This is a genomic window from Sphingobacterium sp. UT-1RO-CII-1, from assembly GCF_026711005.1.
Lineage (GTDB): Bacteria > Bacteroidota > Bacteroidia > Sphingobacteriales > Sphingobacteriaceae > Sphingobacterium.
This window is the reverse complement of record NZ_JAPPVJ010000001.1, coordinates 51,196-67,797: the sequence shown is the minus strand read 5'-3', so window position 1 is coordinate 67,797 and position 16,602 is coordinate 51,196. Positions and strand designations below refer to the sequence as shown.

The following is a 16,602-nucleotide window of genomic DNA, read 5'->3' as shown; positions in this document are numbered from 1 at the left end:
ATATTTATTCATCCCTCAAACTATCCACTGGGTTGGCACGTGCGGCACGTATGGCGAGTAAACTAACGGTAATAAGTGCAATAAGCGTCGCTATTATGCCGACTAATATAAACATCCACCAATCCATTTTGATGCGGTAGGTGAATGAATCTAGCCAATTGTTCATAGCCCACCAAGCTATGGGAGATGCGATAATAAAAGCAAGTATAACTAATTGTAAAAACTCTTTTGATATCAGTGTGTTAATGCTGCTAATAGATGCTCCAAGTACCTTTCGTACACCAATTTCTTTTCTTCGTTGAACAACAGCGTAAGCAACAAGTCCGAATAACCCTAAACAAGCGATAAAAATGGCTAAAGCAGAAAAGGTAGCTGTTAGTTTTGCGGTACGTTTTTCTTTATCAAATTTTTTAGCGTAATTTTCATCGACAAAACGTAAATCTACCGGATAATTAGGGTTGTGCTTCTTGAAAACGTCACTGATCTGTTGTAAAGCCTGCTGTTGATCTTTATTGGGGTTAAGCCTAATATGCATAACGTAGAAATAATCTGCAGGTCCTTTTACAAACATAGGATTGATCTTCGAATAAGGAGACTCGCTGATGAAATCGGCAATAACACCTACAACCTTCCATTTTATTTCATACGCCGTGCCTTTTGCTTGAAAGATTTCAGCACCTATAGGATCGCTCAGGTTCATGCGTTCAGCAGCAGCTTGGTTGATTAATAATGAAGTTGAATCGGAAGGATATTTATAGATATCTATATCTCTTCCTGATAGTAACTTGATCCCCATTGTTTTTGTAAAATCGGCATCCGTACTCATATTATTAAAAACAACATCATAATGCTCAGGCTTGCTATTAGGCCATGTGTAACCCCAGCTATTGCCTCCGGTTGCACTGATCCGACTTTGTGTTTTAGTAATACTTTGAGCAAGATCAAGATCTAGCAATTCCTGTCGTATGATGCTATAACTGCTCGGTATGTTACCATCCATATACGCATAAATGAGTTTGTTAGGTTGGTAGCCACTATCCCGTTTTTGCCCGTACTGTATTTGTTGCGTGATAATGATAGTGCTGATGGCTAGCGAAATAGATATAGTAAACTGTAAGACAACCAAAGTGCGGCGGGGGCTTAAGCTTCTTCCTGTTGAAGAAAGACCTTTTAATGTTTTGATAGGCTGAAATGCAGATAGGAAAAAGGCAGGATAGATACCGGCTAAGATACCCGTTAAACATATAAAGACAATAAATCCTAACCAGAATAGAGACGATTGCCAAGGTATCTGATTAGCACTTTGCATAACCTGATTGAAGAACGGTAAACTTAACCAAGTAAAGGCTAGTGCAATAATTCCTGCTAATGCTGCTAATAGTAGAGATTCTGTTAGAAATTGACCCACTAACGAGCTTTTTTGGGCGCCAATAACTTTACGGACGCCAACTTCTTTAGAGCGGCGTTCCGCACCGGCAGTGCTTAAGTTGATAAAGTTAATACAGGCAATTAGTAAAACAAAAATGCCTATAACGCCGAATATCCTTAAATTATTGAGGTTACCAGCAACCATTTTACCATTTTCCGATTTATTATAAAGATGCCAACGACTGGCTGGGTATAAATATATACTGGCTTTGGTATCTTCTTCGTTGTGACGTTTGACCAGATCTGCTATATTATTGTTGGTCTTTGTAAGAGAAGCACCTTCATGTAGTAGAACAAAAGTTTGATGATTGTAAGCTGTCCATGTAGCATTGTCTATTGTCCAACCCAATTTGCGAAGCACATCAAAAGAACAAAAATATTGGGTTCCTGAAAAACGAGAATTATTGGGAATATCTTCTATAATCGCACCTACCCGCATACTGCCTAGCTTTTCCATGTCTAAAGTTTTCCCCACAACATCTGTGCTGTTGAAAATTTTCTCCGCCATTGATTTGGTCAATACAATATCCGTTGGGTCTGCCAATGCGCTTTCCGCATCTCCTGCGATAAAATGATAGTCAAAAAGTTTAAAAAAAGCAGGATCGGCAGAAATACCATCACTCTTGAAGTTTTCTCCGTTTAACCCTAACATCATATCGACATTACTGATACGTACAGCCTCTTCAATTTCGGAACTTTCTTCTTTAAGGTGTGAAGCTACTCGTGCAGATGTACCTCCCCAGGTATGCTTTTTTCCCTCAAATTCATCCAGTGTAAAGACTTGATAGAGCCTGTTGGTCGTACTATAAAAACGATCATAACGCAACTCTTGGATGATCCACAAACCTATGAGTAGAGCTATGCACATTCCTAAAGCTAGCCCTAGGATGTTGATAGTAGAATAGCCTCTGTTAAGGCGTAAGTTACGCCATGCGATCTTTATATAATTTCTTAACATATCAATTTTTACTATGTTTATTCGTCCCTTAAGCTATCTACAGGATTAGCTTTGGCCGCAAATATTGTTCGTGATAATAATACTAAAGTCGCAATAGTCAGTAAGCCCATTGCTGAAACTGCAAATATCCACCAACTGATAGTAGTCCGGTAAGCGAAATCATTCAACCAATTGTCCATCATATACCAAGCGATCGGGAAGGCAATCAGACAGGCTATACCGACGAGAAATAGCAAGTTTTTTAAAAGTAATATGGCTATTTGACCGACCGATGCACCCAATACTTTGCGTATACCTATCTCTTTTGTTCGTTGATTTGCCGTAAATGTAGCGAGACCAAAAAGTCCAAGACCAGCAATAAGAACGGATAGCGAAACTGCCCATCGCAGTAGCTTTGATAGTTTTTGCTCTTGTTGATAGAAGCTTCCTATCGTTTCATCAAGGAAAGTGTAATTAAATTCGTCGTCAGGAAAAACAGAGGCGAAAGCTGTTTTGCTTTTCGCTAAAGCGGTCCTCCAAGTTTCCGGTTGTGTAGGATTAAGCGCAATATGCATTACGTAGCCATCTTTTGTTCCTTCATACATGACCGGGCGTATAGCATGATGTGCAGAAGCGATATCGAAGTTTTTCATGACACCTACTATAGTTTTACTACCTGTAGCTATTGTTTGCCCAAGCGCGTCTTCGGCGGTTTTAAATTGTAAGAGCTCTAAAGCTTTTTCATTGATGAGGACTTCGCTTGTTGAATCTAATAAGCGAACGTTCCGGCCTGCTACCAATGGAATGTTGTATACATCCAAGTAGTTTTCGTCGCCATTGCGAACGTCTATTGACAACTCCTCTTCACCTCCAGAACCTTGATGTTTGATATTTGTGGTCATCATACCAGAAAATGCAGGCGACTGATTACCGAAGCTGACCGCTTTAATTTCTGGAATTTGCTGTAATTTATTTTTTACCAGTAGCCCTCTATCAGCGTTGCGATAGTTGCCCGGAATATAGAAATTGACGATAGCTTCTTTTTGGAAACCTAAGTCTTTGTTGGTGGCGAATTGTATTTGTTTAACAACTAATAATACACAGATAAGAAAAACTTGTGCGAGTACAAATTGAAAAATGGTTAGTGCTTTACGGACCCATGCGCTACGCGAAAGGTTGTTATTGCTACTGATTGTGTTTTTTAACGCAGTAAGCGGAGAATAACCAGTGAGAACCCAAGCGGGATAAAAACCGGCCATAAGTGTAACAAGTAAGAGTTGAGTCAGTAAAAAAAGGATAAGACCTATGATCGTGTGTTTTTGTAAAGTAAAATCAGGCGGCATGAAGTCGCCAAAAGCCCGCATTAGAATAGGGAGTAATAGAATAGATAGTATGGTGGCTACGAATGTAATTATAAATGTTTCGGTCAAAAATTGAAGTCTTAACCTATTTTTTGAGCTACCCAATGTTTTACGCACACCAATCTCTTTAGCCCGCTCAATAGATTGGGCGGTGCTGAGGTTAATAAAATTGATTACACCTAACGAAAGTAGAAAAACAGCAATCAATACTAGGTTGCGTAATGTTTCAGGTTTTGTAGCAGTGTAGTTGAAATTACGGTTGAAGTGTACATCAGATAAAGGCTGTAAGTTGAATTTATCCCATTCTTTATTGATCTCCTTATGTTTAGCAAGTAATACAGGGAGCTCAGCTTCTATACTTTGAGCGGTTGTGCCGGGAGACAATAGCACTAAGCATTGGTAGCTGTCGGAGTAATTGCTCCAAGTATCCCATTGAAATACCTGATGCAAGGATTTGTTTGCAGGGATACTTGCTGTAGAAATAAAGCTGGCATATTTGAAATCCGAATTTTGTTTCATTTCTTGAACGATGCCAGCTACTTGTAGAGCGATGGAATCAGAAAACATGACAGTTTTCCCTAATGCATCATGCGGATTGGTGTTTGGGAAATAACGGTGTAGATCTGTATGGGTTAACACGATATTATTTGCCTCATTGAGAACCGAAGCACTACCGGCAAGCCAGATATGTGGGTAAAGATCAAAGTACTGACTATTGGTTAAGACAATTTTTGATTCATTACTGAATAAGGAGAAATCATCACTTTGTTCCTGAGGAATTTTAATCCTTCGATCAGGACTTTTTAATAAAGGAACAACAGTTTCTATGCCTGTAAACTCTGCTTCTATGGTGCGCATTAGAGGAACTAAAGTACCTGCATTTTTAAAAGCTCCGTTGGTAACGATGCGAAAAATACGGTCTTTATTTTTTACATGTTTATCGAAACTGTAATCATGTTGTAGTAACAAAAATATAACCAACGTAGCACTAATCCCAATAGCTAAACTTAGGACGCTGATTGCTGTCATAAGCTTGTTTTTTCGAAAAAAACGAAAGGCAGTTTTAAAAAAGTTCTTGATCATAGCTGTGTTTTTATTATTCGTCTCTTAAACTATCTACCGGATTTGTTGTAGCGGCCTTTAGTGCTTGGTAGCTTATGGTCAGCATGGCAATGAATATTGCAATGCCACTACCGAAAATAAATACCCAAATATTTAACTCGACTTTATAAGCAAAATTTCCTAACCATTTGTTCATGCTATAAATGGCTATTGGGCAGGCGATGATAATAGCAACACAAATTAGTATAAAAAAATTCCTGCCGAGTAGTTTGATGATTCCAAAGGGACTAGCACCTAATACTTTTCTGATGCCTATTTCTTTAAGACGTGTTTGCACATCGTGCGTCGCTAAAGCGAACAAACCGAGCGTGGAGATCAATATTGCAACGCCCGAAAATATATTGAACAGTAAACCTGTCTGCCGTTCAGATTTGTATAAATAATCAAATTGAGTGTCGACAAAATTGTAATTAAAAGGAGTGTCAGAAGGGTAACGCTTGTACACAGCTTGTAGCGCAGAAATTGCTTCTTGCGCTTGATTTTTTGTGGTTTTTACATACAAAGTGTTCCCTCTCCAGTGTATCCAAAAAACCATAGGTCTTATTTTTTCTTTAACCGAGCTGTAATGAAAGTCTTTAACGACGCCAATGATTTGCCCTTGTAAGCCCTGTAAACTCATATTGGTGCCAACGTATGGATGAGCTAGCCCCATTTGCTCAGCCAAAGCTTCATTGATTATAAAGCTAGATGAATCGGAAGGTAGTCCACTAAAATTCACCCCCTCTTTTAACTGTATGTCCATTAATGGAATAAAATACTTATCTATAGATGCCTGTGATGTTACGAGTTGACTGTGTTCTTCTTTGCTAGGCCATTGAATATCACTTGTCGACTCTCCGTGATTCGTCAAATTCGAAATTCGGGAAAGTGAAACTGCTTGTATAGCTTTGTTGTTGGTTAACTCTGTCCGAATAGCATCGATGTGATTTGAAGCTGCAGCAGGTAATTCAACAGTGAGTACATGCTCTTTGTCGTAACCCAAGTTAATATTTTGGATAAAGTTGAGCTGGTTTTTAATAACTAGAGTACAAATGATCAATGTAATTGATATCGTAAATTGAAAAATTACTAGAGCTTTTCTTAGGCTGTTTAAAGATAGTTTTTTTGAAACTCTGCCTTGTGTGGCGGTCATCGGATTGAAAGCGGAAAAACGTAGAGCGGGATATATACTGGATAGACAAAATGTACCAAAGATTGCAATAGCGATATACAACCATAAAGCAGGGTTATGTAATGAATAACTCAATGTCTTTTTTGTAAGGTCATTGTATCCAGATTGCAATAGAAAGATAAACAATAGGGCGAGGCTTAATGATATGGAAAACACCACAACAGTTTCAAGAATAAACTGCCGAAATAAACGGCTTCGGCTAGCACCTATTATTTTGCGTATACCAACATCTTTAGCTCGATCTAAAGCTCTTGCTGTACTTAAATTAATGTAGTTTATTGCACCGATAAGCAATAGTAATAACGCTACAATACTGAAAATATTCACCGTTTGAAGAGCAGACCTGTTGCCGTCAGGGCTTATAAGATGCAAGCTTTCTAGTGGAGCTAAAACAAAGGATGTTGTGCTTTTCCCGTTTTGTGCTTTTCGATATGATTTTGTTAGGTACTGACTAATCTCTTTGGTATCGGTACTCGGATTGGTCTTGATAAAAGTTTGATAATGATAAGTGCCTAGGTCTTCATCAATTGTCTTCCTGTTACCATTCCCTCCGCGCTTCGTAAAACGTTGCGCATGATATTCCAGCGGAATAAGCACATCAAATTGTAAAGAAGAGTTTTGAGGCAGATCTTTTAAAATACCTGCAACAGTAAAAAGTTCATTGTCATACCTGAAAGTTTTACCGATAGTAACCTGATTGTTGAATATTTTATATGCAGTAGATTCTGTAATTAATGCTTGTGTAGGGGAGGAGTGGAAACCAGAAAGGTTGCCTTCCAATAAAGGGAAATTAAATATACTTAAAAAGTTACTGTCAATATAGTGAATGTTAATTGCTGTTGTGGCGTGGTTTCGCTCATTATCTACGAGCGTAACATTTTGCTCGCGAGGGAAAATACGCGTGGCTTTGTATACTTGAGGAAGTTCCTGTGCATAATTGGCAATTATTGCTGGCGTTCCAGGCCATACATCTCCATTCTTTTCGGGGTTTAGATGAGCATTGACTTTGTATATTTGTTCAATGTTGGAGTGAAATTTATCAAAACTATATTCGTCTTGTACCCATAGTAAAATTAATAAAGCAGTGGACAAACTTATCGCCAATCCCAGGATATTAATTACGCTGTATATTTTCTTGTTCCTTAAGCTTCTGAATATTGACTTTACACTACTCATGTCTTTATTTTGTTTAATTTTTCTTATTATTCATCCCGCAAACTATCAACAGGATTAGCTTTAGCAGCTTTGAATGCCTGAAATGCGATAGGAATACACGCTATGAGTAGGGTGAAGGCCCCAGCATATGCAAATGCTGACCAAGGTATGCTGATATGGTATGAAAAACCTGTTAGCCATTCGGAAAATAACCACCACGAAATGGGGAAAGCTATGAACATAGCTATAATAACTAGAACGAAAAAGTGGTTAGAAAGCATCTGCATAATACTCTTGGTACTTGCACCTAATACTTTTCTAATGCCGATTTCTTTCTTACGCTGTTCTGCAGTGAAGGCGGCTAACCCAAATAGACCAAGACAGGCAATACCGATTGTGAGTAACGAAAATAAGCGTATAATTTGTGCCGTTTTATTTTCTCCTTGATAATGATCGGCCAGATGCTCGCTGATATATTGATAATCAAAAGCTGCTTCAGGAATTGACTGTGCATATACTTTTTTAATTGCCTCTAAGTAGGCGGATTTATCGCCCCCTGATTGGCGGACCAAGAGGTATTGTGGCCCTTCGTTAGGGGAATGCATATGGTAATACATATAACCTCCTATTGTCTCTTTCAGATCTAAGAAATGGAAATTTCTGATCACGCCTGTAATCACACTGTTTTTAGCCATCTCGGTTTCTATAACTCTACCTACTGCATCTTCCGGGTTTTTATAGCCGAGATACTGCGCTACAATTTCATTAATGAGTATATAGCAGGTACTGTCACCTTTAGCAAGTTGTTTGGGGAGGTCTTTGCCAGCAAGCATATGTAAGCCTAATGTTGGGCTAACTTCTCCTAAACTTGATGATGCCAGGGTGGGAAGTCCCAACCCCGTTTGACCAGGGCGCTGTATGTTTTTTCCGCTTTCGTTAAAGCCTGGGAAACTTTGTAAGGCTGCAACAGATGCGGTGCCGCTAACATTTTGTATAGATTCTTTAAGGCTATTTAATTGAGAAATATTGGAAACTGAACGGATTGAGATACTCAAGAGGTCTTTTGATTCGTAACCAAGGTCTTTTTCGTTGATATAACGTAGCTGCATCGTCATCACGATGACGCCTATAATCAATATGATAGAACAGGAAAACTGAAAAACGACAAGGCTTTTACGTATAATTTCATTACTGCTATTTGCACGTGTCCATTGTTTCATAAGCCCTAGTGTGGGTAGGCGTGACATCAGTAATGCGGGATAGCTACCGCCAAGAAGGCTAATGCCTAACCATAGTAGAAAGAACATAGCGATATTGTTGGCCGATAGCATTGTGCCTACAGAAAGAGAGCTTTCGCTTATGTTGTTGAATAGAGGCAAAAGCAAATAAGCTAGTGCGAGCGCTGTAACTATAGCAATTAAATTTATTAGCGCAGTCTCTATATAAAAACGTAGTTGTATCTGTTGTTGAGAGGCTCCCAAAGCTTTATTAACCCCAACCTCTTTTGTGTTATTATTATAGCGAGCAGTAGCGAGGTTCATATAATTGATGCAGGCTATGCCAATAATGAGAACTGCCAATAAAAAGAGCACCTGTATATTGTTTATATTTCCTTTTTTTGATGAAATAGCGTGTTTCAGGTCGTTTGAGTAAAGAAAAACATCTTTTATAGATTGAAGGTTAAATTTTACATAGTACTGGTCTTCTTTAGAAACATGTTTATCGATAAGCGCAGTGGCTTGTTTTTCTACGGAAGCTAGGTTAATATTTTCATGTAGTAAACAGTAGGTCTCGTAGCTGGCATTTGCCCAATAAAGCTGTTTACCCATCCAGGAATCCATGATGTTAGAGAAGTAACGTCCGTCAAAACTACTGTTTTTAGGTATATCATGAAACACACCTGTGACGTTGAATTCTAGGTTTTGATTAACTAGTATACGTTTGTTTAAGGCAGATTCATCGCCGAATAGGCGCTTGCTTTCACTTGCCGATATGACAATGCTATTAGGGTCCTGGAATAGCTTTTCTGTGCTTTTCTCAATAAATTTAAAATCGAATAGTCTGAAAAAAGCTTCATCTGTTAAGTAAAAATCTGTGGCTAGATAATTTTCATTATTTGTTCGTAAAGATGCTGTCCCACCAAAATTCAGTCGTACTAATCGAGCCATGTCTTTTACTGCTGGAATCTCATTGAGCATAGCCGGGCCAACAGCATTAGGAATATTTACCCACCGCTCGCTATCATAATCAGGCACCATGGTCATATTCACCCGATAGAGGTTGTCAGCCTGTGAAAAATCCTTATTGTAGCTTAGTTGGTCTTTAGCATAACTGAAGAGTAAAATGGCTACTGTCAGACTGATGGCTAAACCACCTATATTCAGTAAGGTGAAAAAACGGTTCTTTACTAAGTTGCGCCAAGCTATTTTGATGTAATTTTTAAACATTGGGTATCTCCTTTCTAATTTTACTCGTCCCTTAAGCTGTCCACCGGATTAGCCCTAGCAGCTTTGAATGCCTGATAGCTGACCGATAGAAGTGCTATAACAAGGGTTGCCACGCCTGTTGCCATTAATAACCACCAAGGTATATCAATGCGGTATGCAAAATCTTGTAGCCATTTATCCATTGCCCACCATGCGATAGGACAAGCAATGATAACAGCTACAAGAATGAGTTTTATATATTCTTTGGATAGTAGTGTCATAATCCCCACTATAGAGCTGCCAAGCACCTTGCGGATGCCGATTTCTTTGGTGCGTTGGTAGGCACTTAATGTAACAAGGCCAAATAGTCCTAAGCAACTAATAATAATAGTGATCGAAGTAGCGAGGTTGATCATCCGAGCTTGACGACGGTCGGATTCGTAAAGTGATGCCAATTGTTGATCGTAGAATTTGTATTCAAAGGGAGCATTGGGATAAAGCTTTGTCCATTCTTTTTTGAGGTTTTCAATTGTTTTTGGCCACTCTTCGGCGTCTTTAGTTAATTTGATATTCCAAGTTTGTAGATAATTGCGTTTAGTCGTTATCTGTACACCCATAGGTTCAACATTTACATGCATATTTTTATGATGAAAATCTTTTATTATACCTCGTATAATAGTTGTTTTGTTTTCTTCACTATTTTCTATTTCCCGTCCGATAGCCTCTGCATAGTTTTTTATTCCTAACTGTCGGCAGGCTGTTTCATTAAAAAATATGCTATTGGCAGTGTCCGCTAAAGTGGGGCGATTTCCAGCAAGTAGTTGTATGTCATATACATCAAAATAATCTGGATCCGTGTGCTTAACAGATAAGTTGAGTTGTACCTCACCGGTGTCCGACTTCAAGATAAAGGTATCGCCCCAATGATTATTGCTTAATGGTAAATGACCGAGGGCTATATGTTCTATCTGTGGGTATGCTGCCAAAGCTTGCTTATAAAGAAAAGGATTGGTATCTGCGTTATGGTTTGATTTATAAGGTAAAGGGATTGTTATTACTGCATTTTTGTTGAATCCTAAATCTGTATTCATTACAAAGTCCATCTGTGAAGCAATAATGCTACTACCGATAACAAAAACCTGTGCGATAATAAATTGAAAGATAATAAGTGCTTTACGTAGAGAAAGGCTTCCTAAAGAAAGTTTGCCTGTTCCTTGAGTTTTCATCACGTCAACAACATTTACTCTATTGATGAGGAATGCGGGGTATAGCCCAGCTATTAATGTTAGAAAAATAACAAGGCCGACTAAAAAAGCTAAAGCTGCTAACAAGTTACTATAGTGATCTATGTTAGGCGGCATGAAATCAGCGAACAGCCGTTGAAAGAGTTGAACGAGGGGAAAAGCAAAGATTGATGCCAACAAGCAGATGATTAATGTTTCACGAAGGAAAGTAGCTGTAAGTCGCCCCCCTTTTTCACCTAATGTTTTGCGTACACCAATTTCTTTTGCGCGGTAAGGAAGCTGTGCTGTGCTCAGATTGATGTAGTTTATGCAAGCCAAAAGCAATAGAAAGGTCCCTATACCGATTAGTCCATATAGCATTTGCTTGCTTGCGACATGGTCGCCAGTGCTGTATTGCGTACTGAAATGTTTTTTTGAAAGTGGAAGAAGTTCATACCAAGTCTGATAGTTGTATTTGGTAAAGAACTCTTTACCCATTTCTGCTACTTTCTCGTTAATTCTTGTGAGAAAAGGTGTCGTGTAGTTGCTGTTTAACTTTACAAAAAGGATATTATTTGAATTTGAACTTAGCCAGTTGTCGCTGTTTTGATCTTCAGCAGAGATGGAGACAAATTCTTGTCCCATAAAGCTACTGGGTTTTTCTAAATCAGCGATAATGCCCGAAACTTTGAAAGCATCCTCATCATAATAGATCGTTTGTCCGACGATTTCCTCAGCAGTTAATTTTGAAAAGTAAACTGCTGATCGAGACCGGGTAAGAACTACTTGATTAGGATGTTCAAGCGCCGTTTTAGGGTCGCCGGCCAACCACGTATAAGGAACCATATCGAAGTAAGCACTGTTAGTGCTTTTTACCTCTTGGGGTTCATCAAAAGTTTTTAATTCCTGATTTCTAGATTTTAAATTAACCGTTTCATAATAACGATTATATATCGGTACAACTAATTCGGCTTGTTTGATATTTTCTTTAATATAGGGAGCCAGAGCTAATTGTATACCTCCAAAATCTCCTTCTTTGCCTTCAAAGAAGTTTTTGCTTACAATTTGATAGATATTATCCTTATCAGGATGGGATCTATCAAAACTATATTCATACTGCACAATGTTGAATATAATCCAACAGGCAGAAATGCCGATGGTCAAACCTAGAATATTAAGTCCACTGAATAAGCGGTTTTTCCATAGTTTGCGGAAAGTCAATCGTAAGCCGTTCATATCATTTTTTTTACATTTGTCAGGTAGTTAGACATTTTCTGTAGCCATGATCACTTGCCCGTCCAACATGCGAATAACGCGGTCAGAAAACTTAGCATCATGTTCACTGTGTGTTACCATTACGATAGTTGTTCCTGCCTCATTAAGCTCCGTTAATAGTTGCATCACTTCATTACCATTACTAGAGTCAAGGTTACCTGTAGGCTCATCGGCTAAGATCAGTTTAGGGTTGTTTACTACCGCCCTAGCTACGGCAACACGTTGTTGTTGACCGCCAGATAGCTGCTGCGGAAAGTGATTACGGCGATGCATAATTTGTACTTTTTCCAATACTTCTTCTACACGGCGTTTACGCTCGGCTGCAGGTACATTTGTGTAGATTAGCGGCAGTTCGACGTTCTCAAAAACAGTAAGCTCGTCGATGAGATTAAAGCTTTGAAATACAAAACCTATATTATGTTTGCGGAGGTTAGAGCGGTTACTTTCTTTGAACTTAGCGACTTCTGTACCGTTAAATAAGTAGCTGCCTTCGTCCAAATCGTCCAATAAACCGATAATATTCAATAATGTAGATTTTCCACAGCCTGACGGCCCCATAACGGCTACAAACTCGCCATCCTTCACATGAATGTTGACGTTGTTTAAAGCTACTGTCTCGACTTCCTCGGTGCGGTAGTATTTCTGTAGGTTTGATATTTTAATCATCTGTATGTATGTGTTTATGAGGACCGATTCCCATTATGATAAAGGAGCTCGTTGCACTCGGTTTCTTTGTTTACTTGTTATTTACTGATCTCTTAGTGTTTTTGTTGGGTTGGCAGTAGCCGCTCGTAATGCTTGTGAACTGATTGTCAATATTGCAATAGTAATGGCAATGAATGCTGCAGCAGCAAATACAAACCAACCGATATCAATGCGATAGCTATATGATTGTAACCAATTGTGCATCCACCACCATGCAAAAGGAAACGCAATCAAACAGGAAATACTTATAAGTATAATAAATTCAAAGTTTAACATGCCCACTAAGCGTGAAACAGAAGCTCCTAACACTTTTCGTATACCAATCTCTTTAGCTCTTTGCTCGGCAGAATAGGAGGCTAACCCGAATAAACCTAAACATGAAATAATAATAGATAGAGCAGCAAATACAGAAGCTAATTTTTGTATCATTATTGCCCCAGCAAATTTACTATTGAAAGTTTCGTCTAAAAAGTGATACTCGAATGGGTAGCCTGGGTTATGCGTTTTTATAATCTGTTCAATTTGAACAATGGTTTTTGGAAGATCAATACCCGCTTTGGTTTTGATATTGATAATACCTCTGGTATCATTAAATGGCGCAAAAATAACAGGCTCAGGGCTGGAAGCATAAACGTTATTGTAGACAAAGTCTTTTACTACTCCTACGATAGTATAGGGCTCTTCTCCTCCGAAACGGATTACCTGCCCAGCTACTAAGCCATCGGGCTGTATCATTTTAGCAAAGGTTTCATTGATAACAACCGAACTGCTGTCGCCTAAAAATTGTGGACGAAAATTGCGACCATCATGCATCTGCATAGATAAGCTAGGGATTAAACCCTCATCAGTGCGTAAGATACCGATTAATATATTAGCGTTAGGATCTTTGCCTTCCCAATCAAAGCCTCCGCTGTTGGAATAAATTTCCATAACGTTCATGTCGCTCAAGCCAATTTCCTCTATATTTCCAGTTGCTTTTAATTGCTCTTTGATTACGTTAAAATGTTTTGAGATATCTCCCCTTAAGGGCGTTGTAACAACTTGACTACGATTGAACCCCATATCTCTATTTTTACCGTATTGAATCTGTTGATAGATGAGAATGGTGCAGATAATTAAAATGACAGATGCTGTGTACTGTAATATGACTAAACCTTTACGTATAAAGCCAGCTGTACCAGCTTTTTGTTTTGCACCTTTTAGTGTTTTTAAGGGATTGAATGACGAGAGGTAGAAAGCAGGATAGCTACCCGCTAACAAACCACAAAGTAATACGATGCTGATGATAAAACCGAAATGTAAAGGTTTTAACAGATCAACGGATAATTCTTTATAGGTTAAACTATTGAATGCTCCGATGGAGAGATAAATAAAAACAACGGCTAAGATTGCAGAGCAAAGCGCATAGATAAACGACTCGCCCAAAAACTGCATAATAAGTGATTGCCGACCCGCACCAACAACTTTTCGCATGCCGACTTCTTTTGCTCTCTTTTCAGAGCGAGCGGTAGCAAGATTCATAAAGTTAATGCAGGCAATTAGTAAAATAACAGAAGCAATGATACTAAATAAACGTACGTTTTTTATACCGCCATCTATTTCATTCCCATCTTTATCAAATTGGTTATACATACCCCAGCGTTCCATAGGGTAGAGGAAGTTTTTGGAAAACACAACCTGTCCATCTGTTTTGCGTTCGACAAAATTTAGTAAGGGCACATTGGCACTGCTAAGATCTATATTGGGCTCTAATTGCACCAATGTCATAACAGAATTGCTTCCCCAGTTCTCTAACCAGGTGTTTTCTAATTCGTATTTTTTAAAATTAACTAACCAATCGAAGCGAAAGTTACTGTTGGCCGGGAAGTCTTTGACCACCCCGGATACAATATAGTCTTCTTTATTGTTGATTTTGATAGATTTTCCCAGAGCCGATTCGTTTCCAAATAAACGTTGAGCTGATTTTTCATTAAGTATTATGTTATTTAAGTCTGATAAAGCTGTCTCAGGTTTTCCTGCAATAAACTCGATGGATAAGATATCTAATATATCGGGATCTGCATGGTAGCCACGTTGATAGAGATGTTTGTCATCTACAGCCATAAGAAATTGACTGCTAAAATCTAACCTTGCTGCAGCTTTTATCCCAGGAATTTCTTCTTTAATGGAATTTCTTAAAGGACTTGGAGTAGCTTCAAATACGTAAGTATTATCATCATATTTTTGTTTTGATTTGACGATATAGATATCTTTTTTGTTGGGGAAATGATCGTTTTTTGTTACTTCATTTTCCACCCAAAGGAAGATCAGCGATGCTGCAGCAATGCCTACTGCTAAGCCAAATATATTGAGAAAGCTGTAACCTTTTGTTTTCCAAAGGTTACGAAAAGCAGCTTTAAAATAGTTCTTGAACATAATAATGTATGAGTTAAGAGCTTTAGTTTTTTATACTTAATTCCTGTATTTTATCATAGGTTTCGTAGCTAGATACAATTACCTTGTCGCCAACTTCTAAACCGCCCATGACTTCATAGTATTCAGGGTTCTGACGCCCAAGTTGTATGTCTACTCGGTAGGCTGTGCTTCCGTTTTTATCCAGTTTGAATATCCAGTTTCCACCTGTCTGTTGATAAAAACCACCTTTAGCTAAAAGAAGAGCTTTCGTTTCGTCACTTAATGCTAAACGTATCTGTAAGGTTTGACCACGTCGTACACCTTCAGGCGCTTTGCCAACGAATTCCATATCCACTTGAAAACGCCCGTTAGTGACTTGTGTATAAACCTTTTTGATCTTTAATTGATACGGTTTGCCGCTTAGTGTAAATTCACCGACCTGATCCGTAAAAATGCGGTTGATGTAGTGTTCGTCAATCTCTGCACGAACTTTGAAACCCGTTAATACATCAATCTGGCCAAGGCGTTCTCCTGCATTTTTGTTTTGCCCGATCTCTGCATCGAAAGATGTTAATTGTCCATCTACAGGCGCACGTAAAACTAAGTCGCCTACTTTTTGGCGCATAAGTTCTAAAGCACTTTGTGTCCGCTGGTAGGTCTGTTGATCTTGTAAAGCTTTTTGGCTAGTAGATATAGAGTCCTGGCGAAGTATTTGTTTGGTAAGTACTACTCTTTCTTTTTGGTAATTATAGTCGTTGACAGACTTTTCATATTCCTGTGAACCTATTGCTTTTTCAGCGTAAAGTTTTTTGTTTAAATTGTAAACACGTTCTGCTTCTCGAAAAGCCAATTCTACATCGGCCATATGGTTACGGTTGTTAATGGATACCTGTTCGGCATTTGTACGTGCAATTTGCGATTGTGTTAAGAGGTTAAGGACCGAAGTCTCTTGGTTTACTAAACTTAACTCTTGATCGGTATTGGATAGTTTCATAATAGGGTCTCCCTGTTTTAATATAGCGCCATCTTCGACGAATTTTTCTTCGACACGACCACCGACGGAGGCATCCAAGTAAATACTACTGATAGGGAGAACAGTTCCGTTGATAGGAATGAACTCTTGAAAAGAACCTTCTTTGATCTCGACAATACTGATGCGGTCTGCTTCGACATTCAAACGACTGTTACCGCTAGTGAAATAGTAGCTCGCTCCAATTAATCCCAATATTCCTAGTACGCCAACGAGAGTTAATATGCGTTTGCTATTCCATTTCTTCTGTTTTATCGGTCTATCCATTTAAAATTAAGCATTAACAAGTTAAAAATTATACACTATACGGATTTGCTCCGTATTCAGATTATATACAATCTTATGCCGTTTTTTTAAAACACTGATTATCAAGGG

At 38.6% G+C, this 16,602-nt stretch carries 8 protein-coding genes; all 8 read right to left on the bottom strand.

Going from position 1 to position 16,602, the window contains the following annotated elements:
* Positions 1-4 precede the first annotated feature (4 nt).
* The 8 genes from ORI89_RS00270 to ORI89_RS00235 all read right to left on the bottom strand — a co-directional run bounded on the left by ORI89_RS00270 (position 5) and on the right by ORI89_RS00235 (position 16,494).
* Complete coding sequence (locus ORI89_RS00270; protein ID WP_268228414.1) at positions 5-2,386, bottom strand: FtsX-like permease family protein; 2,382 nt, start codon at positions 2,384-2,386, stop codon at positions 5-7.
* A 17-nt stretch (positions 2,387-2,403) separates the two neighbouring features.
* Positions 2,404-4,809, bottom strand: coding sequence for an ABC transporter permease (locus ORI89_RS00265; protein ID WP_268228413.1), 2,406 nt, complete (start codon positions 4,807-4,809; stop codon positions 2,404-2,406).
* 13 nt (positions 4,810-4,822) lie between these two features.
* Positions 4,823-7,195 (bottom strand): ABC transporter permease, encoded by a 2,373-nt coding sequence (locus ORI89_RS00260; RefSeq protein WP_268228412.1) that lies wholly within the window; start codon positions 7,193-7,195, stop codon positions 4,823-4,825.
* 26 nt (positions 7,196-7,221) lie between these two features.
* The gene (locus ORI89_RS00255; RefSeq protein ID WP_268228411.1) at positions 7,222-9,621 is read right to left on the bottom strand and encodes an ABC transporter permease; all 2,400 of its coding nucleotides are present in this window, start codon (positions 9,619-9,621) and stop codon (positions 7,222-7,224) included.
* 20 nt (positions 9,622-9,641) lie between these two features.
* On the bottom strand, positions 9,642-12,059 hold the full coding sequence (locus ORI89_RS00250; RefSeq protein ID WP_268228410.1) for an ABC transporter permease: 2,418 nt from the start codon (positions 12,057-12,059) through the stop codon (positions 9,642-9,644).
* Between the two features lie 27 nt (positions 12,060-12,086).
* Entirely contained in the window at positions 12,087-12,764 is a 678-nt protein-coding gene (locus ORI89_RS00245; RefSeq protein ID WP_268228409.1) for an ABC transporter ATP-binding protein, read from the bottom strand.
* An 81-nt stretch (positions 12,765-12,845) separates the two neighbouring features.
* Positions 12,846-15,218, bottom strand: a complete 2,373-nt coding sequence (locus tag ORI89_RS00240) for an ABC transporter permease (protein WP_268228408.1) — start codon at positions 15,216-15,218, stop codon at positions 12,846-12,848.
* Between the two features lie 22 nt (positions 15,219-15,240).
* On the bottom strand, positions 15,241-16,494 hold the full coding sequence (locus ORI89_RS00235) for an efflux RND transporter periplasmic adaptor subunit (protein WP_268228407.1): 1,254 nt from the start codon (positions 16,492-16,494) through the stop codon (positions 15,241-15,243).
* Positions 16,495-16,602 lie beyond the last annotated feature (108 nt).